This is a genomic window from Plantactinospora sp. WMMB782 (assembly GCF_049179135.1).
Lineage (GTDB): Bacteria > Actinomycetota > Actinomycetes > Mycobacteriales > Micromonosporaceae > Plantactinospora.
In genome coordinates this window covers 6,939,602-6,962,628 of sequence record NZ_JBMHMC010000007.1, presented here as the reverse complement: position 1 = coordinate 6,962,628, position 23,027 = coordinate 6,939,602, and the positions used below count along the sequence as shown (strand labels likewise).

Below are 23,027 nucleotides of genomic sequence, written 5' to 3'. Positions count from 1 at the left end.
CCAGGCCACCCGGCCTGCCGAGCCGGGTAGGCCACCGGCCGCAGCGGGGCCGCGACGTTCGGCCGAGCGTGCGGGGACGATGCCGGAGGGCCGTCCCGGCACGCTCGGCCGGATCAGAGCCGGGCGCAGTCGCCCGAGCGCTGCCCCCGGATCTCGTTGCGGGCGCCGAAGTCGGCGACCCTGCCGTTTCCGGTGCAGGTAAGCGACCCGGTGATCCGGTTGCCGACCAGCGCCAGCCCGTACTCCCCGGCGGCGTTGCCGGTCAGCCGGACGGCGCCGCTGAAGGTGCTGCCGGCACTGGTCACCGAGCCGGTCGTGCCGAGCAGCCGCACCGAGCCGCTGACCGTGGTGCCGAGGAACTGCACCACCGCCGCCCGGTCGGCGCTGATCCCACCGGCGACCGACCCACCGGAGACCACGAGCGAGGCACCGGGACGTACGGTGATCCGGCCGGCCACCCGGGCGCCGTCCAGGCAGGTCACCCCGGCCTGCACGGTCAGGTCGCCGGCCCGCTCGCCGGAGATCGTCCGGGTGCAGGCCGGCGCGGATCCGGGTAGTACGGTGGCCCGGAACTCGTCCGCCGGGCCGATGTTGCCGGCCGCGTCGATCGCCCGGTGCTCGACGGTGTGCGTGCCGTAGCCCGGTTCGGTCCGCTCGAAGACCGCCCGGGAGAGCCCGCCGGAGCCGAGGTTGCCGTAGACGAGCGACTTCACCACCGTGCCGGTCGGGGTGAACAGGAACGGCGTACCGGCCGGGGCGTCCGGCCAGCCGAAGTAGTTGAACCAGCCGTCCCGGTCGAGCCGGAACTCGCCGACGGTGAAGCCCGGCCGGTCGTCGGTCGGGTCCAGCCCCATGGTGAACCGTTCGAAGTAGACGTGGTGCGGAGTCTGGCCGGCCAGCGTGGCGACCGGGGTGGAGAGCGTCGCGGTGGTGCCTCCGGCCACGTTGTCGACGGTCCAGGTGAGGGTCTGCGTGCCACCGCCCGGGGCAACCGGGTCGGTCACCGGGGCAACCGGGTCGGTCACCGTGGCGGTCAGCCGGTAGCTGCCCGGGGCCAGCCGCAGCGCCCCCAGGTCGAGGTTGCGGCTGTTGTGCGGGTTCGGCAGCACCTTGCCGTCCAGCCGCCAGGTCACCGCCAGCACCCGGTCGACCGGGTGGGTCGGCTCGACGTACACCACGTCCTGGCCGCCGACCGGGCGCTCGGTCGGGGTGGCGGCGGTGAACCCGACCTGCACCGGCGTCGGCGGGGTCGGCTCGGCGCCGACGGTCCACTGCCGGCTCTGGGTCAGCGCCGGCCCGTTCCGGATCGCCGGGTCCCGGACGAATTCGGTCGGGTCCGAGACCGTCACCCGTACGACGTCGCCGGCCCGCACGTCGAGGTCGGCGAGCGGAAGGTTCCGGCTGTTGTGCGTGGCCGGCACGGCCACCCCGTTGACCTCCCAGTGCACGTCGAGCTGGTGGTGGACCGGGTGCTGCGTCTCCACCCAGAGCACGTCGGTGGGTCCGACCGGCCGGTCGGTGCGGGTCGAGGAGAGCGCCATCGCGTCGGTGTCCCGGCGGCCGGAGATCCGCTGTGTCATGATCTCCCGGCTCACCTGGTCGTAGTGGAAGCCGAGCCAGCGCATTATCGAGTGCTCGCTGGGCCGCCAGACGCCGGAGCTGGCGTACATGCCGCTCTCGTAGCGGCCGATCGTGCCGCCGGACTCGCTCTCCTCGCCGAGCCAGCGCCACCACTTCGCCTGCTGGGCGACCATCTGCTGCTCGGTGAGCCGGGTGTGGTGCCGGGAGCCGGGCTCGGCGCAGTCGTCGGTGCAGTACGGGCCGCCGGGGTCGGGCCGGTTGGAGTACGGGTACTCGTCCTGGAGCTGACCCAGCGAGTGACCCAGCTCGTGCGGGCTGATCAGCGGACCCTGCGGGGCGCCGCCCGAGGTGGTCGCGTTGGTGCCGCCGATCCCGCCGTACGTGTCGGTGTTGGCGATCGCCAGGATCTGCCGGTTGCTGGCGGTGACCCCGAGCGGGGCGACGAGCTGCTGGAGATAGCGGTTCAGCGCCTGCGTGCCGTACGCCTGGAAGGTGATGCCCCGGGCCAGCGGGTTGGTGCAGCCGTCCGCGTAGTGCAGGCCGAGCGGGGTGATCCGGTCCGGGTCCGGCGGGTCGTCGTCCGGGTCGCAGCGGATGCCGGACTCGCCGGAGACGATCTCGATCACGTAGACGTTGAAGTAGTTCCGGTAGCCGCGGTACGGCTCGATGCTCCACTGCACGTTCAGGTGCCGGTCCACGTCGGCGTGGAACTTCGGCAGCTCGGCCGCGGTGTAGCCGTCGCCGAGCAGGATCAGGTTCAGCCGCTCGCTGGCCGGGCCGGTGACCTGGAGCGGGACGAGCCGGGCGCTGCCCACCTCGGGATCGGCGGCGGCCGGGCCGGGTTGGGCCAGGCCGAGCAGCCCGGCCAGCAGGGTCAGCGGGGCGAGGACGGCGAGCCTCCGCCGGCCCACGCCGGCCCGACAACGATCGACATGGATCATCGGGGAAGGCTAACCCGGCACCGGTCGGCCGGTCATCCGTCAACTGCCGCAACCGAACCCGCTCGATTTCCTCCGCCGGTTCCTCCGCGACTAGCATCCACTGGTCGTCGTGAACGTCTGAGCTGCTGGAAGGGCCGATGAGCCGGTACGCCTTGTTGATCTCCCCGTCGTCGAACCGGGTCTACGCGGACGCATCGGTCGCGCTGACCCGGGCCGAGTTGGCGGTCTTCGACCGGGCCGTGCTCGGCGGTCGGCTCACCGACATCGCCGAGACCGTCTTCGGCGGTGCCCGCTACGTCACCTTCACCGCCGACGGGCTGACCGACCGCGACCTCGGATACCTGGCCAACCTGTCGTCGATCTACGTGCTCTTCGAGGTCACCGGCGACCTGCTCCGGCCGGTCGAGCTGCACCCGCTGGACCGGTTCGACGACGACCTGCTGACCATCCCGAAGTACCCCGGCAAGACCAACGAGCAGTTCACCAAGCTGCTGCTCAACGTGACCCTGCTCGCCTCGGACTTCGCCACGGAGATGCTGGAGCGCCGGTTCCGGGTGCTCGACCCGCTCTGCGGCCGGGGCACCACGCTGAACCAGGCGCTGATGTACGGGTACGACGCCGCCGGGGTGGACCACGACCGGGCGGACTTCGAGGCGTACGCGACGTACATCCAGACCTGGTGCAAGCGCAAGCGGATCAAGCACCGCGCCGAGTCCGGACCGGTACGCCGGAACCGGCAGGTGGTGGCCCGGCGGTTGCAGCTCGAACTCGCCCCGGACAAGGAGTCCTACCGGGCGGGCCGGACCCAGCGGCTGGACGTGGTGCAGGTGGACACCCTGCGCAGTGCCGAGTTCTTCCGCCCCGCCAGCCAGGACCTGCTGGTGGCGGACGCCCCGTACGGCGTACAGCACGGCAGCCGCAGTGCCGGGCGCGGGTTGGCGCGCAGCCCGCTGGCTCTGCTCGCCGAGGCGGTGCCGGTCTGGGCCGGGCTGCTCCGGCCGGGTGGGGCGCTCGGGATCGCCTGGAACACGAACGTGGCCCGCCGGGAGGAGGCGGCCGGGATCCTCGCCGACGCCGGCCTGGCGGTGCTGGCCGACGGCCCGTACCTGGACTTCGCGCACCGGGTCGACCAGGCGATCGTCCGGGACGTCCTGGTCGCCCGCCGCCCCTGACGCCTCCGGCGGTGTGCGGAAGGACCCCTGCTGCGACAGAAGACGACAGGAAGGGACCCTTCCTTACAGCTCAGTAGCTGCAGCCGGTGGTGGGCAGGCTGCTGGCTGCGGGTGGGGTGACACCGTCGTAGAGGGCGAGCAGGAAGTTCTGCGGGCAGCGCCGGGTGCTGCCGGTCCGGATGCCGAAGTGCAGGTGCGGGCCGGTGGAGTTGCCGGTGTTGCCGGTCGAGCCGATCCGCTGCCCGGCCGTGACGGTGGCACCTGACGCCACCGACCAGGCGGAGAAGTGGCAGTAGGTGTAGATCGCCCCGTCGGTGCCGGTCAGGTTGATGCCCTGCCCGCAGCTGCTGTCGTCGATCCGGACCACGGTGCCGGCCCGGACGGCGTACGCGGCGGTGCCGGTCGGCACCGGCAGGTCGATCGCCGGATAGTCGTGGTGCGGGTCGTCGTACTCGCTGCGCGGCAGCGCGGTCCGGGGCAGCGGCAGCGAGAAGGTGGTGCCGCCTCCGGTGGCGGTGGTGATCCGGACCGCGTCCGCGACGACGTAGCCGGTGCCGCTGGTCCACCGGCTGACCCCGACCGCGTTGTAGTCGCCGGCCGCCAGCGGGAAGGTGCCGAGGGCGACCCACCGGCCGCCGTTGCCGCGCTGGTCGACCGGGACGCTCTGGTGGCCGCCGGTGGTGGCGACGATGAACGGGGTTGCGTTGTTGTAGCCGGAGTCGGCGGGATAGAAGACCTCCACCAGATAGTTGCCGGCACTCGGCACGTTGACCTTGAACCAGGCCGCGTCGCTGGCGGTGGTGTCCGGGGTGGCGAACCGGTAGTCGGGGCCCTGCCGGTCGGCGGACCAGGTGGACGTACCCCAGTTGGCGCTGGCGGTGAAGCGGCCGGCGGTGGCGTTGTCGACGGTGACCGTCGCGGCGCTGGCGGGGGTGGCCGTGCACAGGATCGGGGCGGCGAGTGCCGCCGCGGCGAGGATTGCCAGGCTGCGGGCGTGTCCGGTTCTCATTCGGGATCCTCCGACGCGGGCGGGGCGGGCGGGGGTGGGGGATAGTTGAAGGTATTTAACCAATGCTCCGCCAGATTGGAAAGACTTCTACATCGACGTCCGACTGTGCCGCGCGGGCGCGGAGGCGGCGAATCGAATATGGCGCCAAATCTGGCTATCTCGGCATCCGGTGCCGGCGCTCGGCTTACAGTGGCGGGGTGGTCGGGCCGGTCACCGGCTCGACCGGTCGGCGTGCGGGCGGGGCCACGGGGGGCCGGATGAGCGACGAACTGACCAGCGAGGAGCCGGTCGGCCGGCTGGAGACCGTGCACACCTTCTCCGGCGCCATGCCCACCGGGGTCACCGTCTCCCGGCAGAGGCGCATCTTCGTCAACTTCCCGCGCTGGGGCGACCAGGTGCCGGCCACCGTCGCCGAGCTGCGGGACGACGACTGCGTGCCCTATCCCGACCAGGAGTGGAACACCCCGGACGGCGACGGCGACGCCGGCTCCCTCGTCTCGGTGCAGAGCGTCGTCGTCGACCCGACCGACCGGCTCTGGATACTCGACACCGGCAGCCCGATGTTCCGGCCGACCAGCCCCGGCGGCCCCAAACTCGTCTGCGTCGACCTCGACACCGACCTGGTCACCCGGACCATCGTCTTCCCCGCCGACGTGGCACTGCCCACCTCCTACCTCAACGACGTCCGGTTCGACCTGCGCCGCCGCTCGGCCGGGGTCGCCTTCATCACCGACTCGTCCAACTCCGGTCCGAACGGGATCGTGGTGGTGGACCTGGCCAGCGGCACCGCCTGGCGCCGGCTGCACGACCATCCGTCCACCAAGGCCGAGGGGTTGGCCACGTTCCGGCCGCTTGTCGAGGGGCGGCCGTTCCTGATGTGCCCGCCGGACGGGCCGCCGAGCCCGGTCAGCATGGGCGCCGACGGGATCGCGATCTCCGCCGACGGCAGCCGGCTCTACTACTGCCCGCTCGCCTCCCGCCGGCTCTACAGCGTCTCGACCGACGCGCTCGTCGACCGGGCGGTCGACGACGCCGAGGTGGCGGCGACGGTCCGGGACGAGGGGGACAAGGGCTCCGCCTCCGACGGACTGGAGAGCGACGACGCGGGCCGGCTCTACCTCACCGCGTACGAGCAGAACGCGGTGCTGCGCCGGCACCCCGACGGGCGCTTCGAGACCCTGGTACGCGACCCGCGGCTGCTCTGGCCGGACACCATGAGCATCGCCGCCGACGGGTACCTCTACGTCACCGCCAACCAACTGCACCGACAGGCCGACTACTCCGGCGGGGTCGACCGGCGGCGCCGCCCGTACGCCCTGTTCCGGATCGGCATCGACGCCGGCCCGGTGGCGCTGCTGCCCTGACCGGCCGCGTCCCGATCATCCGGCAATGATCAACGACAATGTCCACACCGGAACCGTTCATCGTGCGACATCGCGGGACCGTCCGGTGGCGAGACCGGCCCTTCCGATCCGGACCGACCTGATCGGATTGCGGTAACGACCTGTTCGGTCGGAGCGAACAAGCTCTTCGGTCGCATCTCCGGTGATTCCCGCTTCGTTTCCTTCCTGGAAAACTTCACTGTGAGCCCACCCGCAAATTCCACGAAAAGTGGTCGGCGGTGATCGGGAAGGGAGCCGGACTTGGCACAGCGAGACACCGTGTCGGCCGCCGTCCTGCGGGACCTGGCGGCGGAGATCTTCGAGGTCAACCCGGACGAGGTCACCGAGGGGGCGGCCTTCTACGAAGACCTCGGAATCGACTCCGTGCAGAAGGTCGAATTCGTCGTCCGGATCGAGCGGCAGCTCGGCGTACGGCTGACCGACGAGGAAGCGGCCGGCCTACAGGACTTCGGCGACACCCTCGCCGTACTCCGGGATCGGGGCATCTCCGTTGGACCGTGACCGGGCCGGCCGCCCGGCCGTGGTGGTCTCCGGAGTCGGCGCGGTCTCCGCCGCCGGCCTCGGCGCGGACGCGCTCTGGGCGGCGGTGACCGGGCGGCAGGTGCTCACCGGCCCGGTCACCAGGTTCGACATGTCCCGCTATCCGGCCCGGTGCGGTGCGGAGGTGCCGGCCGGCGCGGTGGCCGACCTGGACGGGACGGTGCCCGGGCACGAGTCGCTGGCCGCCCGGTTCCTCGCCGCGGCCACCCTGGAGGCGCTGCGGCACGCCGGAGTGCCGGAACGCGACCGGACACGCCGGTTGGGCGTCTTCACCGGCACCGTGATGGCCACCCGACCGCTCCTGGACCGGGGCATCGCGGCGGGTCGGCTGGACGTGCCGGGCAGTGGCTGGGCGACACCCGACCGGCTGCTGGACACCCTCCGCGAGGTGGTCGCGGTCACCGGCCCGACGGTGCTCTTCGCACCCGGCTGCGCGGCCGGGAACAGCGCGGTCGCCGCCGGGGTCCGGGCGGTCGCGACCGGCGAGGTCGACCTGGCGGTCTGCGGCGGCGTCTCCGAACTCTCCCTGGAGATCCTCGCCATGTTCACCTCGCTGCGTGCCCTCGCGGTCGACACCGTCCGGCCGTTCGACGTCAACCGGCGCGGCACCATCCCCGGCGAGGGCGCCGGGGTGCTGGTGCTGGAACGCGCCGACCGGCTCGCGGCCCGGGGCGGGCGGCCGCTGGCCCGGGTCCTCGCCTGCGCCGCCGCGGCCGACGCGCACAACCCCACCCAGCCGCACCCGGACGGCAACGGCCTGGTCTCGACAATCCACGGCTGCCTGGACCGGGCCGGGCTGACCGGCGACGACGTGGACTGGGTCTGTGCGCACGGCACCGGCACCCGGGCCAGCGACGGGATCGAGGCACGGGCGGTGGCGAAGGCGCTGGCCGGCCGGCGCCGTCCGGTGGTCTCCTCGGTGAAGGGGCAGTTCGGGCACGCCGAGGGGGCCGCCGCCGCCCTGGAGGCGATCGTCGCGGTGCAGGCGCTCGCCGCCGACGTGCTGCCGGGCAACGTCACGCTTGTCGAACCCGACCCGGCCTGCGGCGGCATCGACCTGGTCGAGCCGGCCGGTCGGCGGGCACCGGTCGGGGTGGTGCTCAGCCAGGCGTTCGGCTTCGGCGGCGGGGTGTCGACGGTACTGCTCGGAAAGGACTGACGTGTCCCCGGTCGACGACTGTCTCGCCGTACGCGGCCTGGGGCTGCGACTGCCCGGCGTGGCCGGGGCGGCGGAACTGGCCACGCTGGTGGCCGGGGCAGCCCCGCCACCGGCCCCGGTACGCCGCTTCGTGGCACCGGAGACCGACCTCGCCCCGCTGGACCGGCGCACGTACGCCCCGGTCGCGCCCCGGATCCCGGCCTCGGTCGCCGGCCGGGGGCTGCGCGCCCTGCCGGCGGAGTCCCTGCTCGCCCTCGCGGCGGCCGCCGACGCCGACGCGATGGCCCCGGGCGGTCCACCCGTCCCGTGGCCCGGCACCTTCCCACCCGACCCCGCGGGGGCCGACTCCGTCGAGCCCGATCCCGTCGGGGCTGGGCTCGTCGAGGCCGGGCCGGCGGCGGTGCTCTGGGCCAGTTCGAGCGCGGGCCTGGCCGAGTACGCCACCATCTGCGTCCAGGCCGCCACCATGGAGCCGGGGCTGAGCAGCCCGATCATCGGTCCCGCCTCGGCGTTCAACGGTCCGGCCGCGACCGTCTCCATCCGGCTCGGCCTGGACGGCCCGAACGAGACCACCACCGGAGGCTGCGCCGCCGGGCTGACCGCCCTGGTCGAGGCGGCCCGGCTGGTCGCGGACGGCGAGGCCGGCCGGGCGCTGGTCGGCGGCTCGGCGACGGTCAGCCGGTGGAGCCTGGCCGGACTCGCCGAGGAGTTCGTCGCCGCCGAGGGCGCGGCCTGCCTCGCCGTGGCACCGTGCCGGGACGGCGAGCCCGGCATCCGGCTGGGCCGGTTCCGCCGGACCAGCCTGGACCGCTCCGACCTGGCGGCACAGTGCCGCGCCCTGGTCCGGGCCGCCCGCCCCGCGGGATCGGGCAGGACGGCCGGACCGGTCCCCGCGACACCGCCGGCCCGCCGCACGCCCGAGCGGGCCACCCCGGCCGGCGGTGTCGCGGGCGGACCCGCCGGTGTCGCTCCGGTCGTCGTCTCCACCGTGGACAGCGAGCTGGTCGAGGCGCTCGCCGGGGAGGCCGGCCGGCAGGTCTGGCACCTGGAACGGTCGCTCGGGGACTTCGGGGCAGCCGGTGGCCTGCTGGCCGCCGCCTGTGCCGTGGCCTACTGCGCCAGCGTCCCGGCACCGGCGAGCCTGCTCGTGCTTGCGGTCGAACCATCCGGCAACGCAGCCATCCTGGAGGTCTTCTCATGGTCAGCGCCAACCTCGTCGAGCGGCTGGTGGGGCGGGCACTCGCCTCCGGTGGAGGCGAGCGGCTCGCATACCTGACCGGGGCGGGGGAGCGGCTCGGGTACGCCGAGCTTTACCGCGCGGTCCGCAGCTACGCGGCCCGACTGGCCGAGGCCGGAATCGGCCCCGGGACCCGGGGGCTGGTGGTGGCCGACGACGATCCGGCGACCGTGGTGGCGATCCTGGCCCTGTGGTGGCGGGGCGCCGTGGCGGTGCCGGTGAGCCCGATGCTGACCGGGGCGGAACTCGGCTTCATCGCCGGGGACTGCCGGGCCGGCTTCCTGCACGCCGACGACACCGGTTCGGCGCGGGCGGACCAGGCCGGCCTCGAGCTGCCCCGGGGCGGTCCGGAGTGGCTCTCGCCCGGCCCGACACCGTCACCGCCGCCGGTCACCCAGCCGCCGTCCGAGATACTGCTGATCCAGTACACCTCGGGGAGTACCGGCAAGCCGAAGGGAGTGTTGCACAGCGGGGCCGGAGTCGCCGGGGTGCTGGCCGGCTTCGGCCGGGTCCTCGACCTGCGCCCCGACGACCTGGTGCTCTCCACCGCCAAACTCTCCTTCGGGTACGGCTTCGGCAACTCGCTGCTCTTCCCGCTCGCCGCCGGAGCCGGGGTACTGCTCAACCAGGGGCCGCCGGACGTCTACCGGCTGGCCGCGACGATCGCCAGGCACCGGCCGACGGTGCTCTGCGCGGTGCCCCGGATCTACGCCGCACTGCTGGACCGGGCCGGGCAGGGCGACCCGACGGACCCGTCCGGCGTCCCCGACCTCGGCTCGCTCCGGCTGGCAATCTCGGCCGGCGAGCACCTGCCGGCCGGGCTCTGTGCCGACTTCACCAGCACGTTCGGGGTGCCGCTGGTGAACGGGCTGGGCGCGACCGAGGTGCTGCACATCGTGCTGGCCACCCGGGGCAGCCAGCCCGGCTCGACCGGCCGGCCGGTACCCGGCACCACCGTGACCGTCCGGGACGACGCCGGCCGGGCCGTGCCGGACGGTACCGACGGCCGGCTGCACGTGTCCGGCCCGTCGGTGGCCGCCGGCTACCTGGACCGTCCCGAGTCGGCGGCCCGGACCTTCGCCGACGGCGGCGCCTACACCGGCGACATCGTCCGGCGGGAGCCGGACGGGGAACTGCGGTACCTGTGCCGGCACGACGACCTGATCAACATCGGCGGCTACAAGGTCTCACCACTCGACGTCGAGGCGGCGGTCCGGGATCTCGACGGGCTCGCCCAGTGCGCGGTGGTCGGTGCCCGGGACCGGGCCGGGCTGGAGCAGGCGGTCGCCTATCTGGTGCCGGCGCCGGGCGTCGACCCGGGCGCGCTGCGCCGGTCCGCCCGGACGGCGTTCCGGGCCGGGCTGCCGCCGCACAAGCGCCCCGCCGTCGTCGAGGTGGTCGAGGCGCTGCCGACCACCTCGACCGGCAAGCTCGCCCGCTTCCAGCTGCGCAGCCGGGCCGGCGAGCCGGTCACCGTCCGGATGCGGGTACTGCGCGACGGTCCCGGCCGGACCCTGGTCTGCATCCCGTACGCGGGCGGCTCCTCCGGGGCGTTCACCCGGCTGGCCCGGCACCTGCCCGGCTCGTGGCGGGTGGTGGCCGGCGAGGCGACCTACTCCGACGGTGCCACCATCGCCGACGCCGCCCGCGCCTGGTGGCAGGCGGGCACCCCCTACCTGTCGGACGGTGCGGTGCTGTTCGGGCACAGCCTCGGTGCGGTGCTGGCCGCCGCGGTGGCGGACACCGCCGGGGACGGGCTGGCCGGGACCCAGGTGGTGCTCTCCGCCCCGCCGGTGCTGCCCGGTGCCGACCGGCCGGCCCTGGTCTCCACCGACGACGGGACCCTGCTGGCCGGGCTGCGCAGCACCGGGCTGCTGCCGGCCGGGGCACTCAGCTCGGAGGAGATCACCCGGCTGCTGCTGCCCCGGTTCCGCCGGGACATCGCGCTCGCCCCGGACGGCTTCCAGGGGGTACGTTCCCGGGCCGTGCACGTGCTGCTCGGCACCGACGACGGGCTCTGCACCCGGGACGCGGTGACCGCCCGGATCCCGGTCGACCGGCTGGCCAGCCTGCACATGGTCCCCGGCGACCACTACTTCGTCGCCACGAACCCGGCCCGGACCGCCGAGGTGCTGGCCACGATGTTCCGCGACTGACCACGCAGGAGCCCGTTGGCAAGCAAGCCGGCCTGTCCCACCAGGGAGGACGGTGCTCGAGCTCAGGCCGTCGCATCCCTCGAGGACCTCCTACGGCGCCGCCGGCAGGCGCTCGGCCCGCCGGGCGGCGTCCCGGGGCGGGTCAGAGCGCCGAGGACGTCAGGTCGTGCCGTTCAGCTTGTCCCGGATCACGGCTGCCTGCTGCTGGTCCAGCTCGTTGTAGATCTCCAGGGCCGAGTGCCACTCGGCTTGCGCGGCGGTCGGGTCGCCGGTGGCCTCGTAGGTGTCGCCCAGGCGGTCCTGCACGCCGGCCTGAAGAAAGCGTTCACCCACGTCCCGGCACAGATCGACCGCGCGCCGGCCACATGCGATCGCCCGGGCGTGGTCGCCGCGTTGGTGGTTGATGTGCGCCAGGCTGTCCCAGGTGTACGCCTCGCCGTGCAGGTCGCCCAGGCGTTGCATGAGGCCGACGGCGCGTCCGCAGTAGTCGAGCGCGCGACCGTGGTCTCCGAGCAGGCTGTGATACCAACCGATCGCGTTGAGTGCGCTGGCCTCACCGGATTCGGGACCGGCCTGTCGGTGCAGGTACAGCATGTGTCGGGCGTGTGCCAGGGCGTCGCGGTAGTGGCCCTGGCGCTCCGCCAACCAGCACATGTTGCTGTGCACGTGCGCCTGCCCGATCCGGTCCCCGACCTCGGTGTAGAGGTCCAGGGCATGCTCGTGGTGGTGTCGGGCGAGGTCGTAGTGCCCGAGCCGGGTGTGGGCGTTGGCGAGCGCGCCGTGACAGCGGGCCTCGGCCCTGCGGTCGCGCAGGCGTTTCGCGGCGGCCAGTCCCGTGCCTGCGACCGCGGCCCACTCGCGCCATCGGCCGCGCCGGTTGAGGAAGGTGGTGAGCGTCCAGGCGAGTTGCCAGGCATGTGTGTCGAATCCGTTCGCGACCGCCACGTCGACGGCCCCGAGGAGGGCACGACGCTCGAGGGTGAACCAGGCCAGCGCGGCGGCACTGTCCGTCGGTACCTCTGTGGTCACACCGGTCTGCGCAGCGGCGAGGTCGATACGGTCACGCCGGTGCGGATAGATCGTGCGGTCGCTGACGTAGGCGGTGTGGAGGTAGTGGTCGAGCATCCGTCGCTGTGCGGCGCGTAGGTCCTGCTCGGTCTCTTCGCTACGGAGCAGTTGGCGGGCATATCCGCGCAGGAGGTCGTGCAGCGCGTACCGGTCGTTCGAGCGCCGCTCGACCAGGTGAATCCGTACCAGGTCGGTGAGCCGCGGGTTTACCTGGTCCGGTGGAAGCCCGATCAGACTCGCGCAGGTCGAGGCGGCGATCTCCGGGCCGGGGTGCAGGCCGAGCAGGCGGAACAGGCGGGCGCGTCCAGGGCTGAGCGCGCGGTATGAGCCGGAGAAGACGGTCCGGAGGTCGGACCTCGGGTCTTCCTCGGCGAGGACGTCAAGGTTCTCCTCGGCACTGGCAAACGACGCGGCGATGGTGCCCAGCGAGAGCTGGGCATCGGTGGCCGCGCATGCCGCCGCGATGGCCAGGGCCAGCGGTAGCCCGGCGCAGCGCCGGACGATCCGATCGATGGCGTCCGGGTCGTCCGTGATCCGCTCGACGCCGAGCCGGCGGACCAACAACTCACGCGCATCCTCCTCGGTCAGCATGCCGAGTGACAGCGGGTGCGCCCCGTCGTTGGCGACGAGTCCGGTAAGCCGGTTCCGGCTGGTGACCACGACCAGACAGGACGGGTTGCCTGGCACCAACGGCCGCACCTGGGCCGCGTCGCGGGCGTTGTCGAGCACGACCAGGATCCGTCGATCGGCCAGTACGCTGCGGTAGAGGGATATCTGGGCGTTCAGCCCGGCGGGGATCCGGTCCGGTGGAATGTGGAGGGCGTCCAGGAAGTCCCGTAGGACGTCGGTGGGCTTCAGCGCGGCCGTTCCGTCAGGTTCGAAACCGTTCAGGTTCACATAGAGCTGCCCGTCCGGAAAGCGGTCGCGGATACGGTGCGCCCAATGGACGGCCACCGCCGTCTTGCCGACGCCGGCCTGGCCCACGATGGACAGGATCGTGCTGACCGGAGGGCCGGCCGAAGCGGTCGACAGGACCCCGTCGAGTTCGGCCAGGATACCGGCGCGGCCGACGAAGAAGGCGCCCGGCGGAGGAAGCTGGGCCGGAGGCATGGCGATCGCACCGGCGCCGGCCGGCAAAGTGGCGGCCTGGACGGTCGTCGAAGGGTCGAGCGGCTGGTCGTGGCGCAGGATTGCCTCGTGGGTCCGCCGGAGTTCGGTGCCGGGGTCGAGACCGAGTTCGTCGGCGAGCGTGGTGGCGACACGGTGGTACGCCTCAAGCGCCTCCGCTTGCCGACCACTCTGGTAGAGACCGGTCATCAGCATGGCCGCGAGACGTTCGCGCAGCGGATGTTTCGCCGCCAAGTCGGTCAGCTCGGCGATGACTGCTGGCCCACCGCCGCCGGCCAGCTCGCACCCGAGACACTCCTCGAGGGCGTCGAGCCGCAACTCCTCCAACACGGCTGCCTCACGCTCCAGCACGCTGCCTGTCAGGTCAGCCAGCGCCGGACCTCGCCACAATGACACCGCCGGACGCAGCACACGGGAAGCGGCAGTCCTGTCACCCAGCGCCACGAGCCGGCGCCCCTCGGACAGGGCATCCTTGAACCGGGCGAGGTCCACCCGGTTCGCATGAACCCGGAGCCGGTAGCCGCCGCGCTCACTGCCCAGCAGGTCCGCCGCGCCGTATCGGGCCAGTGCCTGACGCAACTGCCACACGCCACCGTGAATCTGGCGGCGCGCGGTCGCGGGTGGATCCTCATCCCAGATGACAGCGGTCAGTCTTGCCGTGGAGACCGTCTGGCCGGCGTGGAGCAGCAGCCCCGCCAGAATCCGTCGCTGCCGTTCGCCGCCCAGCTCGATGCTTCGACCGCCCGCGTGGACCTCCAGGGGCCCGAGTAACCCGAAGTCGATCGGTGCCGCCACGATGGACACACCCCCGTCGGAACAAATCGGCCCATATTATAGCCATAATAGCTAGAAGTGTCAATGTGTGCCTTCCATACACTTCGGAGACCGTTCGCGGACCGGGTACGCGCAAACTGGTATCCGCCAGAGACGGGGATAATGATCGAAGGAGTGCGACAGTGAGAACAAACAGAGCCGGGCGAATGGCAGTGGTCACTGCTGCGGGCATCCTTGCTTCAGTGGGACTGTTCGCCTCTCCCGCCTATGCCGTGACTTCTGAATGCACCTTCAGCGACCCTTCCTATGCCTGCCAGACGGGCAACATCGTCGCCAATTCGACCTACCACGCCGTCGCCGCGACCGCCACCGCCTACGCGTCCCCCGTCACCTGTTACGTCTACGACAGGATCACGCAGGCCGAGGTGGGCATCGTTCGGGATGACAACAAGGGCCTCTCGACCACCATCGTCATCCGCGGTCTCTACGGGACCTACTGGATGAACTGCGTTTCGTCGGGCGCCCAACGCTATGCCAGCGGCGCGCTCTCGAACGACAGCTGGAAGGTCGACTAGTCGTGGCGGGCGTCGACAGAAGACTGTCGACGCTCCGTGTGATCGCTCCGGACCGGGAACGGCAGCCCGTCCACGGTTGCCAGGTGGTCGAGCGGTCGACGAGGACCCGGCGAACCTCCGGCTCCCGCCGCTACACAGTGCGGGCGAGTCGGTGACATTCATTTCGGCATTGGGAGGAAACAGTGGCTCTAAACAGGAGGTCGGTCCGGATCCTGGCTGTCTCCGGCAGCTTCGTGCTCGCCGCGGCGCTCTGGGGATCACCGGCGCAGGCGCACGAGATGCGCGGCTACCACGGTCTGGACGAGGCCTGGGTCTACGCGAGTCATCTCGAGATGGAAGTCCGGGACGACGAATGTGACGGCCACAAGGTCTTCGCGGTGGTGAATCTCCGGGACGGGCGCAGCACCAGCATCGTCGACGACGACGGGTGCAGTGGCAACACCGGTGGCGGCCGCTGGTCGGTGGAGGTGGCCAGCTTCTACGTCTGTGAGGACCGGGAGGGGTGCGGTACCACGGTCCGGGTGTCCTGACGGCGACGACCGCGAACCCCCTCGCGCCCAGCGTGAGCCGACCGACGGAGCCGGACGACGGCGACCCGCCGCTGCGGCCCGTCGTCCGGCTCCGTCTTGTGGCCTCGCCACGCGCGCAGAGCAGCCGGGCCGGGGGTACGCCGTCAGTCGACCTCCTCCCGGACCCGGGCGACCAGCTGGGTCGGGTTGACGAACCGCAGCGCGACGACCAACAGCACCAGCATCATCGCGGTGTACATCACCGCCATCGCGTCGATCGACTGCTGTGCCCGGATGCCGGCCGCCGACATCGAGTAGTACAGCGCCACCACCAGGGTCTGGGAGTCCGGCCCGGCGGTGAGGAAGGTCAGCTCGAACATCCCGACCGTGCGGACCAGTACCAGGATCGAGGCGGCCAGGATGCCCGGGGTGAGCAGCGGGGCGAGGATCCGGACGAAGATCTGCCGGGTGCCCGCCCCGCACATCCGGGCCGCCCGCTCCACCGCCGGGTCGATCTGTTCGATGAACGGGGTCATGGTGAGGATCACGAACGGCACCGACGGCACCAGGTTGGCCAATACCACCCCGGAGAGGTGCCCGGCGAAGCCGTACTTGTAGAGCACCGTCGCCAGCGGGATGCCGTAGGTGATCGGCGGCATCAGGATCGGCAGCAGGAACAGCAGGTAGAGCAGCCGCCGGCCAGGGAAGGAGCGGCGGGCCAGCACGTATGCGGCGGGCACCCCGAGCAGCACCGAGATGCCGACCACCAGCAGCGACACCTCCAGGGTCACCAGCAGCACCTGGAACAGCCCGAACTCCCGCCATGCCTGGCCGTACCACCCGGTGGTGTAGCCCTGCGGCAGCCAGGTGTCGTACCACCGCTCGCCGAACGAGCTGACCAGCACCGAGCCGATCACGCCGGCGAGGTTGACGAAGAAGAACGCCACCACGCCCCAGACCAGCCAGGCCGCCGGCCGGGCGACCAGACGTCGTCGACGCCGCACCGGGTTCGGGCCGGGGCCGGTCGTCGGACTCGGGCTCGGGGCGGTTCCGGCAGCGGCCATCAGCCCTTCCCTCCCGCCGTCGACCCGGTGTAGAGCAGCGCCCGCCAGCCGAGCACAGCCGCGATGACCAGCAGCTCGACCAGCCCCATCAGCACCGCGATGGTGGCGGCCATCGGGTAGTCGTACCGGACGTACGCCGCGTCGTAGGCGGCGATCGAGATCACCCTCGTGGTGCCGGCCGGGTCGCCGACAAGCACCGCCGACGGAAAGACGCTGAACGCCAGCACGAAGGTGAGGCAGAACGTGGTGGCCAGGCCGGGCGCCAGCAGCGGCAGGGTGATCCGGCGGAACCGCTGCCACCAGCCGGCCCCGAGGGTGGCGGCGGCCCGCTCCAGCGACGGGTCGATCCCGGACAGGTACGACAGCACCAGCAGGAAGGCGAACGGGAAGCCGGTGATGACCAGGGAGAAGAAGACGCCCCAGTAGTTGTTGGTGAGCCGGACCGGTTCGTCGGTCAGCCCCACGTCGAGCAGGATCCGGTTGAACCATCCGGTCGGGCCGAGGAAGTTGAGCAGCCCCTGCGCGGTGAGCACCGTGCCGAGGGTGATCGGCACCACCAGTACCGTGGTGAGCAGCCGTTTTCCCCGGAATCGGCCGCGCATCCGGTAGGCGATCGGCACCGACGCGGCGACGTTGAGCAGCGCCGCCGGCAGCGACAGCCGCAACGTCGTCCAGATGGTGTCCCGCTGGTACGGGTCGGAGAAGAACTCCTGGTACGCCCCGAACGGCCCGCCCTCGGTCGGCTGGAACGACAATCCCACCCCGTACCCGAAGGGATAGATGAACAGCACCAGGATGAAGAGCGCGGCCGGGACGAGCAGCAGGAGTTGCCGGTCGATGCCACGCTCGGCCAGCCGGTGCCGCAACGCCACCCGGCCGGACGACCGCGACCCGGCCGGCCGCCCGCCGGGCCGGGGCGGGCTGGCGGTGCCGCTCACCGGGAGCCTCCGTCGGTGAGCGGAAAGACCAGCAGCCGGGCCGGGTCCACCCCGATCCCGATCCGGTCGCCCAACCCGGGACGCCGGTCGGTACGCAGGTTGAACTGCACCCCCTCGGCGGTACGTGCCTCGACCGCCACCTCCCGGCCCTGGTACTCGACCACCTCCACGGTGGCCGGCACCCCCTCGTCCGGCCCGGTGATCCGCAGGTCCTCCGGACGCACCCCGGCGACCACCTCGGCACCGTCGGCCACCCGACCGACCGGGGTGCCGACCAGCCGCATGCCCTGGCCGGTCACCACCACCTCGGCCCCACCGCCCACCTCGGCTCCACCGCCCGGCCCGGCCCGCAGCCGCAGCAGGTTGCGGTAGCCCATGAAGTCGGCGACGTGCCAGTTCGCCGGCCTGGTGTGCAGCTCCTCCGGGGTGCCGACCTGCTGGACCCGCCCCTCGCGCAGCACGACCAGCCGGTCGGCCAGGGAGAGCGCCTCCTCCTGGTCGTGCGTGACGTAGACCGTGGTCAGCCCGAGCGACTGGTGCAGCCGCCGGATCTCGGTACGCATCTCCAGCCGCAGCTTGGCATCCAGGTTGGACAGCGGCTCGTCCATCAGCACCAGCGCGGGCTCCAGCACCACCGCCCGGGCGATGGCGACCCGCTGCTGCTGGCCGCCGGAGAGCTGTCCGGGCAGCTTGCCGGCGTGCTCCTCCAGCCGGACCAGCCGGATCGCCTCCTCGGTGCGGCGCCGGACCTCGGCCCGGGGCAGCCGGCGCATCTGCAGGCCGAACGCGACGTTGCGGCGTACCGACATGTGGGGGAAGAGGGCGTAGTTCTGGAAGACCATCCCGAAGCCGCGCCGTTCGGCCGGCACCGTGTCGAGCCGGGTGTCGTCGGACCAGATGCTGCCCCGGGTCAGCGGGAGCAGGCCGGCGAGGCAGTTCAGTGCGGTGGACTTGCCGCAGCCGGACGGCCCGAGCAGGGCGATGAACTCGCCCCGCCGGACCGTCAGGTGCAGGTCGGCAAGCGCGTCGTGCCCGGCGAAGCTCCGGCCCACCCCGTCCAACCGCAACTCCGCGAAGCTCATCTGGCAACCTTGGCGCCGCCGATTTCGCGGTCCCACCGGCTGAACGCCTCGACCAGCGCCTTGGCGTCCAGCGGCACCTCCAGCGGGTTGCCGGCGATCAGCTGCTCGTACTCCGGTCGGCCGTACCGCTCGATCGCCTCCCGGCTGGCCTGCGGCGCCATCGACAGCGGTACGTCCCTGATCGCCGGCCCCGGGTAGAAGTAGCCCTGGTCGTACGCCTTCGCCTGCTGCTCCGGGGTCAGCATGTGCTGCAACAGGGCCAGGATCGCGGCCTGCTTGTCCGTGGAGACGCCCTTCGGCACCACCGCGTAGTGCGCGTCGGTGACCCAGTGGAAGCCCTCCAGGGTGCCGATCTTCGCTTCCTCCGGCACGGTGCCGAGCACCCGCGGGTTGATGTCCCAGCCCGTCGTCGAGACGATGATCTTCGCCGACCCGTTCGCCAGGTTCTTCATCGTCTCTCCGGTGCCGGACGGGTAGAGCCGGACGTACCTGTTCAGCTCGGCGAGGTAGGCCCAGGTCTTGGTCCAGCCGTTGACCGGGTCCTTCGGGTTCGAGTCGCCGAGCAGGTACGGCAGTCCCATCAGGAAGGTGCGGCCCGGTCCGGAGTTGGACGGCCGGGCGTACTGCACCGCGCCGGGGTTGGCCTTGGCGTAGTCGAGCAGCCCCTGTGCCGTGGTCGGCGGGTTCGGCACCTTCGACGGCAGGTATTCGATAAGCGGGCCGGAGGGGTAGTAGGTGACTGTCACGCCGTGGTCGCCGGCCAGCTTCTGCATCGCCGCCGCACCCGGCAGGTAGTTCGCCATTCCCGGCAGCCGGTCGGCGTGCGCGGGCAGCAGCGGAGTCCAGAGGTCCTGGTCGATACCGGCGGCGAGCCCGTCCACCCCGGTCAGCACCAGGTCGATCTCGACTCGGTTCGCCTGTTGCTGGGCCTTGACCTTGCCGACCAGTTCCGGCGCGGGCGACTTGGAGTACGTCACCTTCGACACGGTGTCGGAGTTCTTCCCGACGAAGTCGTCGATCATCGACTGGGTGAGTTGCAGGTTGCCGGCGACGTCGAGGATGTTCAGTACGACAGGCGAGCCGGGCTTGTCCGGCACCGCGCCGCCGGTCGGTCCCGGTGCGGCGCTCTCCGGCGCACCGCAGCCGGCGGCGACCAGGCTCAGCGCGGTCAGGGCCGTGGCGGCGAACGGTCGGCGTTGGCTTCGACGCATGGGCATTCCTCTCTCTCGCTTCGGTGATCTTATGCCGCGGCCGGCGATATCCGAGGGCGTCTGATGAACCTTTTCAACGGCTCGCCGTAGCCCGTCGTGGCCGCAGGCGGAGGCCTGGCCCCGGCGTCGAGGCGATCAGGATTGAATAGATTCAGCGAGTGTCCGGTGGTCCGCCCCGACCCCTTGCGGGCCGGGGCGGACCACCGGTGCGGCGGGTGTGCCCGGACCCGCCGCTCAGTGCCCGGTCCGCCGGCTGGCCGGCGGACCGAGATAGCTGTACGGCTGCTCGGCGGTCTCCACCACGAGCTGCTGCAACACGACGGTCGGATCGACCATCCAGAACTTCAGGGTGTGTACGCCCGGCGCGTCGACGGCGTGCGTGGTCGTCGTGACGTTGACGTTCTGCGAGGTGTTCCGCTCCCACTGCCGGTTCATCGAGGTGTCGTTCGCCCCGGTGGCGGCCGTGACGTTGACGACCTGCGGCGCGGCACCGTCGATCGAGACCGCGTAGCGCAGCCCCTCGGTCGGCAGCACGTTGTTGCGCGGCGACAGGTACGCCGAGACCTTCACCGGGCCGGGGGAGGTCAACGTCAGCTCGTACTCCAGGCGCGGGCCGTCTCCGCCCGGCGTCCGGCTGGCGGCGGTGACGGGGAACGGGGTCAGTCCGTCACCGGTCCGGCCCAGGTCCGGGATCCGCTTCCAGTACACCCCGCCGGTGTGCACGGCCCGGCTGTGCTGTTCGGCCGGGATCGAGACGTACCCGTTCGCCTCGACATGCCCCCTCGGACGCGGGCCCCGCGGATTGTCCACCACCGCCTCGACCTCGACCGTGGCGCCGTCCGGGCCGGTGACGGTGATCGGCACCGTGCTGCGGCCGGCCGGCGCGTGCCGCCAGTCGACCCGGACCTCGATCCGGACCTGGTCGGTGACCCGGCCGCCGGACCGGCTTAGCTTCAGCCACGGCGCCGCCGCCCGGACCGTGTAGTCGAACGGCACCGAACCCCGGTTGAAGACCTCGACGTACTGTCCCGGTTGGCTCTGGTACGGGCTGAACGTCGGCAACACCGCCGGCCCCGGCCCGGCCGGCCAGTACCGGTCCGAACCGTCGACCGCGACACCCAGCTCGGCGGTGGCCGGCAGCTCGATCCGGCGCAGGTGCGGATAGAAGGCGTCCGGCAGGGCCTGGTGGTTCAACTCGGGCTGCTGCCAGGGCGCGTTCGGGCCGTAGCGCGCGACGTCGCCGTACCCGATCTTGGGTTGGGTCTGGAAGCCCCGCCACTTCCCGCCGGCCAGCGTGTTGTTGTAGTAGTCGGACATCGCCTGGTCGGTGTCGAAGTGGCGCTGCGCGAGGTCGGCCATCGCGTTGGTGGCGGCCCGGCCCTGCGCGGCGTACAACAGGTTGGTGAACTGCGCCTCGCGCAGCGCGTAGAGGTTCGCCGTCGCCGCCACCTGGTAGTGCACGAGCTGGTAGTAGGCGTCGTCGTAGCCGTCCGGCAGCCGCTCGCGGACCCGCTGCGCCCGGGCGTGAAGCTCCGCCCACTCCGCCACCACCCGGCGCATCTCCTGGTAGGCGGTCAGGCTGTACGGATTGTCGTCGGTGTAGACCACCGCCGAGGAGTCGGTCGCCGGGTCCTTCGCCGGGTCCAGGGTGATCCGCCGGTTCAGCAGCTCCGGCTTGCGCCGCGCCTGGAGCCGGCCGTACTCGTGCAGGATCTCGCCGATCTCGTCGGCGTACCGGTCCGGGAAGTTCTGTGCCGCGTACCCGCGCTGCCAGTCGTCGAGCTTCTCGATCGGCAGGGCGTCCGGGTTCCAGGCGTAGTCGAGGAAGAACTGCAACGGCAGCTCCTCGTTCTTCATGTCGCCGACGTTCACCACCCAGAGCCGGTCCACCCCGTAGCGGTAGCTCAGGTGCAACTGCTCCCAGGTGCTGGCCAGGTTGATGGTGTCGACCCACTTGTAGTTCCGGCCGCCGCCGACGTAGTCGAAGTGGTAGTACATGCCGTAGCCGCCCGCGCGGGCCGGCAGGCTCCGGTCGGGCAGCTTGCGCATGTTGCCCCAGTTGTCGTCGCAGAAGACCACCGTGACGTCGTCGGGTGGACGCATGCCCCGGTCCCAGTAGCGCTGGACCTCCTTGTAGAGCGTGAAGACCTGCGGGATCTCGGTCAGCTCCCGGCCGCCGGACTCGGCGAGGATCTGCCGCTGGCTGGCGATGATGCTCTCCATCAGGTCGATTCCGTCGCCGTCGGGCAGGCTCACGTCGCCGTTGCCGCGCATGCCGAGCGTCACCACGCCCTCGAAGTCCTGCTCCGCCATCCGCTCGACGCCGTCCCGCCAGTACTCCTTCAGCGCCGTGCTGTTGCGCCGGAAGCTCCACTCGCCGGTCCCGCCGTACGGGTCGGTGCCGCCTGCGGCGTGCCGGTTCCACTCCTCGATGCCGCGCATCATCGGCGCCTCGTGCGAGGTACCCATCACCACGCCGTACTCCTTGGCGGTGGCGTGGTTGGCCGGGTCGTCCTCCGCGAAGGCCCGGCCCCAGACCGCCGGCCAGAGGTAGTTGGCCTTCAGCCTGAGCATGGTCTCGAAGACCTTGGCGTAGAAGTGCCGGTTGAACCCGCCCGGATAGCCGGGGGCCAGGCCGGGGCCGAAGAAGTTCGGTGCCCAGGTGCCGAGCGCCGGGTTCTCGTCGTTGATGAAGAAGCCCCGGTACTTCACCGCCGGGGTGCCCTGGCCGTGCCGGCCGGGCAGTACGTGCAACTCGTCGGTGCGCCGGGGCGGCACGTCGTCCCACCAGTACCAGGGGGACACGCCGATCTGCTTCGACACCTCGTACGTCCCGTAGATCGTGCCGCGCTGGTCGCTGCCGGCGATCACGAGGGCCCGGCGTACCCCGGGCAGCGGGTCGGTGACGATCTGCTGGAGCGACGTCTCCCACCGGCCGGCGACGCCGCGCACGTCGAGCCGGCCGGTGGCGACCAGCCGGTCGATCAACGGGCTCTTCCCGATGGTGCCGACCAGCACCACCTCGCCCCGGCTCGGCGCCTCGTCGGTGACGGGCGCCGGGCGTACCCCGGTGACCCGCTCGACGTCGGTGCGCAGGTCGCCGACCGCCCGGACCACGCCGGGATGGTCGCTGGTGCTCACCACCAGGGTGGCGGCCCGGCCCCGCTCGACCAGCGGCAGGCTGCCCGGCCTCGACCGGGTGGCGACGAAGGTCCCGGGCGCGGGCCGCCGATCGGTGCCGTGTCGGGCGTCGGTGCCGTGCCGCGCCTCGCCGCCGTGCCCGCCGGACGCGGCGGCGGAGGAGGCCGCGACGGCGGGTGCGGCCGTGACGGCCAGGGTCAGCGACAACAGCAGCCGCCAGGCCACCGGGCTGACGGGTCGACGGGGGAGGAGTGCCGGTGGTTTGGCGGGGGTGCTGGAGGACCTGCTCATTCCACTCTCCGGACCGTGCGGACGGGCGTGACCGGACCTGTGCCTGCG

The 23,027-nt window shown here is 72.0% G+C and carries 16 protein-coding genes; 8 read left to right on the top strand and 8 right to left on the bottom strand.

Annotation, left to right across the window (positions count from 1 at the left end; genetic code table 11):
• Nucleotides 1-113 precede the first annotated feature (113 nt).
• The gene (locus ACN28A_RS33090) at nucleotides 114-2,522 is read right to left on the bottom strand and encodes a M64 family metallopeptidase (RefSeq protein ID WP_421402150.1); all 2,409 of its coding nucleotides are present in this window, start codon (nucleotides 2,520-2,522) and stop codon (nucleotides 114-116) included.
• A 137-nt stretch (nucleotides 2,523-2,659) separates the two neighbouring features.
• Between ACN28A_RS33090 and ACN28A_RS33085 the strand changes: the two genes are divergently transcribed.
• Complete coding sequence (locus ACN28A_RS33085; protein WP_421402148.1) at nucleotides 2,660-3,694, top strand: TRM11 family SAM-dependent methyltransferase; 1,035 nt, start codon at nucleotides 2,660-2,662, stop codon at nucleotides 3,692-3,694.
• 70 nt (nucleotides 3,695-3,764) lie between these two features.
• Here the strand turns inward: ACN28A_RS33085 and ACN28A_RS33080 are convergent, their stop codons facing one another.
• Entirely contained in the window at nucleotides 3,765-4,703 is a 939-nt protein-coding gene (locus tag ACN28A_RS33080; RefSeq protein ID WP_421402145.1) for a peptidoglycan DD-metalloendopeptidase family protein, read from the bottom strand.
• A gap of 257 nt (nucleotides 4,704-4,960) precedes the next feature.
• Here ACN28A_RS33080 and ACN28A_RS33075 point away from each other — a divergent pair, with 257 nt between their 5' ends.
• The 5 genes from ACN28A_RS33075 to ACN28A_RS33055 all read left to right on the top strand — a co-directional run bounded on the left by ACN28A_RS33075 (nucleotide 4,961) and on the right by ACN28A_RS33055 (nucleotide 11,198).
• Complete coding sequence (locus tag ACN28A_RS33075; protein WP_421402142.1) at nucleotides 4,961-6,067, top strand: L-dopachrome tautomerase-related protein; 1,107 nt, start codon at nucleotides 4,961-4,963, stop codon at nucleotides 6,065-6,067.
• 279 nt (nucleotides 6,068-6,346) lie between these two features.
• On the top strand, nucleotides 6,347-6,607 hold the full coding sequence (locus ACN28A_RS33070) for an acyl carrier protein (RefSeq protein ID WP_421402140.1): 261 nt from the start codon (nucleotides 6,347-6,349) through the stop codon (nucleotides 6,605-6,607).
• Nucleotides 6,597-7,805, top strand: coding sequence for a beta-ketoacyl synthase N-terminal-like domain-containing protein (locus tag ACN28A_RS33065; protein ID WP_421402138.1), 1,209 nt, complete (start codon nucleotides 6,597-6,599; stop codon nucleotides 7,803-7,805). Before ACN28A_RS33070 ends, ACN28A_RS33065 begins: the two co-directional genes overlap by 11 nt.
• Nucleotide 7,806: 1 nt before the next feature.
• The gene (locus ACN28A_RS33060) at nucleotides 7,807-9,081 is read left to right on the top strand and encodes a beta-ketoacyl synthase N-terminal-like domain-containing protein (protein ID WP_421402135.1); all 1,275 of its coding nucleotides are present in this window, start codon (nucleotides 7,807-7,809) and stop codon (nucleotides 9,079-9,081) included.
• Complete coding sequence (locus ACN28A_RS33055) at nucleotides 9,003-11,198, top strand: AMP-binding protein (protein WP_421402133.1); 2,196 nt, start codon at nucleotides 9,003-9,005, stop codon at nucleotides 11,196-11,198. The genes ACN28A_RS33060 and ACN28A_RS33055 overlap by 79 nt, the downstream gene beginning before the upstream one ends.
• 159 nt (nucleotides 11,199-11,357) lie before the next feature.
• On the opposite strand, the gene ACN28A_RS33050 is transcribed toward ACN28A_RS33055, so the two are convergent.
• Nucleotides 11,358-14,189, bottom strand: a complete 2,832-nt coding sequence (locus tag ACN28A_RS33050) for a BTAD domain-containing putative transcriptional regulator (RefSeq protein ID WP_421402130.1) — start codon at nucleotides 14,187-14,189, stop codon at nucleotides 11,358-11,360.
• Nucleotides 14,190-14,410: 221 nt separating this feature from the next.
• Here ACN28A_RS33050 and ACN28A_RS33045 point away from each other — a divergent pair, with 221 nt between their 5' ends.
• Together ACN28A_RS33045 and ACN28A_RS33040 are read left to right on the top strand one after the other, a co-directional pair.
• Nucleotides 14,411-14,743, top strand: a complete 333-nt coding sequence (locus ACN28A_RS33045) for a hypothetical protein (RefSeq protein ID WP_421402128.1) — start codon at nucleotides 14,411-14,413, stop codon at nucleotides 14,741-14,743.
• 182 nt (nucleotides 14,744-14,925) lie between these two features.
• Nucleotides 14,926-15,273, top strand: a complete 348-nt coding sequence (locus ACN28A_RS33040) for a hypothetical protein (protein ID WP_421402126.1) — start codon at nucleotides 14,926-14,928, stop codon at nucleotides 15,271-15,273.
• Nucleotides 15,274-15,416: 143 nt separating this feature from the next.
• Here the strand turns inward: ACN28A_RS33040 and ACN28A_RS33035 are convergent, their stop codons facing one another.
• The 5 genes from ACN28A_RS33035 to ACN28A_RS33015 all read right to left on the bottom strand — a co-directional run bounded on the left by ACN28A_RS33035 (nucleotide 15,417) and on the right by ACN28A_RS33015 (nucleotide 22,979).
• The gene (locus tag ACN28A_RS33035; protein WP_421402124.1) at nucleotides 15,417-16,316 is read right to left on the bottom strand and encodes an ABC transporter permease; all 900 of its coding nucleotides are present in this window, start codon (nucleotides 16,314-16,316) and stop codon (nucleotides 15,417-15,419) included.
• On the bottom strand, nucleotides 16,316-17,254 hold the full coding sequence (locus ACN28A_RS33030; RefSeq protein WP_421402121.1) for an ABC transporter permease: 939 nt from the start codon (nucleotides 17,252-17,254) through the stop codon (nucleotides 16,316-16,318). The genes ACN28A_RS33035 and ACN28A_RS33030 overlap by 1 nt, the downstream gene beginning before the upstream one ends.
• Nucleotides 17,251-18,336, bottom strand: coding sequence for an ABC transporter ATP-binding protein (locus ACN28A_RS33025; RefSeq protein ID WP_421402119.1), 1,086 nt, complete (start codon nucleotides 18,334-18,336; stop codon nucleotides 17,251-17,253). Before ACN28A_RS33025 ends, ACN28A_RS33030 begins: the two co-directional genes overlap by 4 nt.
• Nucleotides 18,333-19,547, bottom strand: coding sequence for an ABC transporter substrate-binding protein (locus tag ACN28A_RS33020; protein ID WP_421402117.1), 1,215 nt, complete (start codon nucleotides 19,545-19,547; stop codon nucleotides 18,333-18,335). The genes ACN28A_RS33025 and ACN28A_RS33020 overlap by 4 nt, the downstream gene beginning before the upstream one ends.
• A 234-nt stretch (nucleotides 19,548-19,781) precedes the next feature.
• Nucleotides 19,782-22,979 (bottom strand): glycosyl hydrolase 115 family protein, encoded by a 3,198-nt coding sequence (locus ACN28A_RS33015; RefSeq protein ID WP_421402115.1) that lies wholly within the window; start codon nucleotides 22,977-22,979, stop codon nucleotides 19,782-19,784.
• Between the last annotated feature and the right edge of the window lie 48 nt (nucleotides 22,980-23,027).

Coding starts and splice junctions, on each gene's coding strand:
- ACN28A_RS33080 (WP_421402145.1), bottom strand. CDS start 4,703: ATGAGAACCGGACACGCCCGCAGCCTGGCAATCCTCGCCGCGGCGGCA.
- ACN28A_RS33015 (WP_421402115.1), bottom strand. CDS start 22,979: ATGAGCAGGTCCTCCAGCACCCCCGCCAAACCACCGGCACTCCTCCCC.
- ACN28A_RS33025 (WP_421402119.1), bottom strand. CDS start 18,336: ATGAGCTTCGCGGAGTTGCGGTTGGACGGGGTGGGCCGGAGCTTCGCC.
- ACN28A_RS33020 (WP_421402117.1), bottom strand. CDS start 19,547: ATGCGTCGAAGCCAACGCCGACCGTTCGCCGCCACGGCCCTGACCGCG.
- ACN28A_RS33075 (WP_421402142.1), top strand. CDS start 4,961: ATGAGCGACGAACTGACCAGCGAGGAGCCGGTCGGCCGGCTGGAGACC.
- ACN28A_RS33085 (WP_421402148.1), top strand. CDS start 2,660: ATGAGCCGGTACGCCTTGTTGATCTCCCCGTCGTCGAACCGGGTCTAC.
- ACN28A_RS33055 (WP_421402133.1), top strand. CDS start 9,003: ATGGTCAGCGCCAACCTCGTCGAGCGGCTGGTGGGGCGGGCACTCGCC.
- ACN28A_RS33090 (WP_421402150.1), bottom strand. CDS start 2,522: ATGATCCATGTCGATCGTTGTCGGGCCGGCGTGGGCCGGCGGAGGCTC.
- ACN28A_RS33035 (WP_421402124.1), bottom strand. CDS start 16,316: ATGGCCGCTGCCGGAACCGCCCCGAGCCCGAGTCCGACGACCGGCCCC.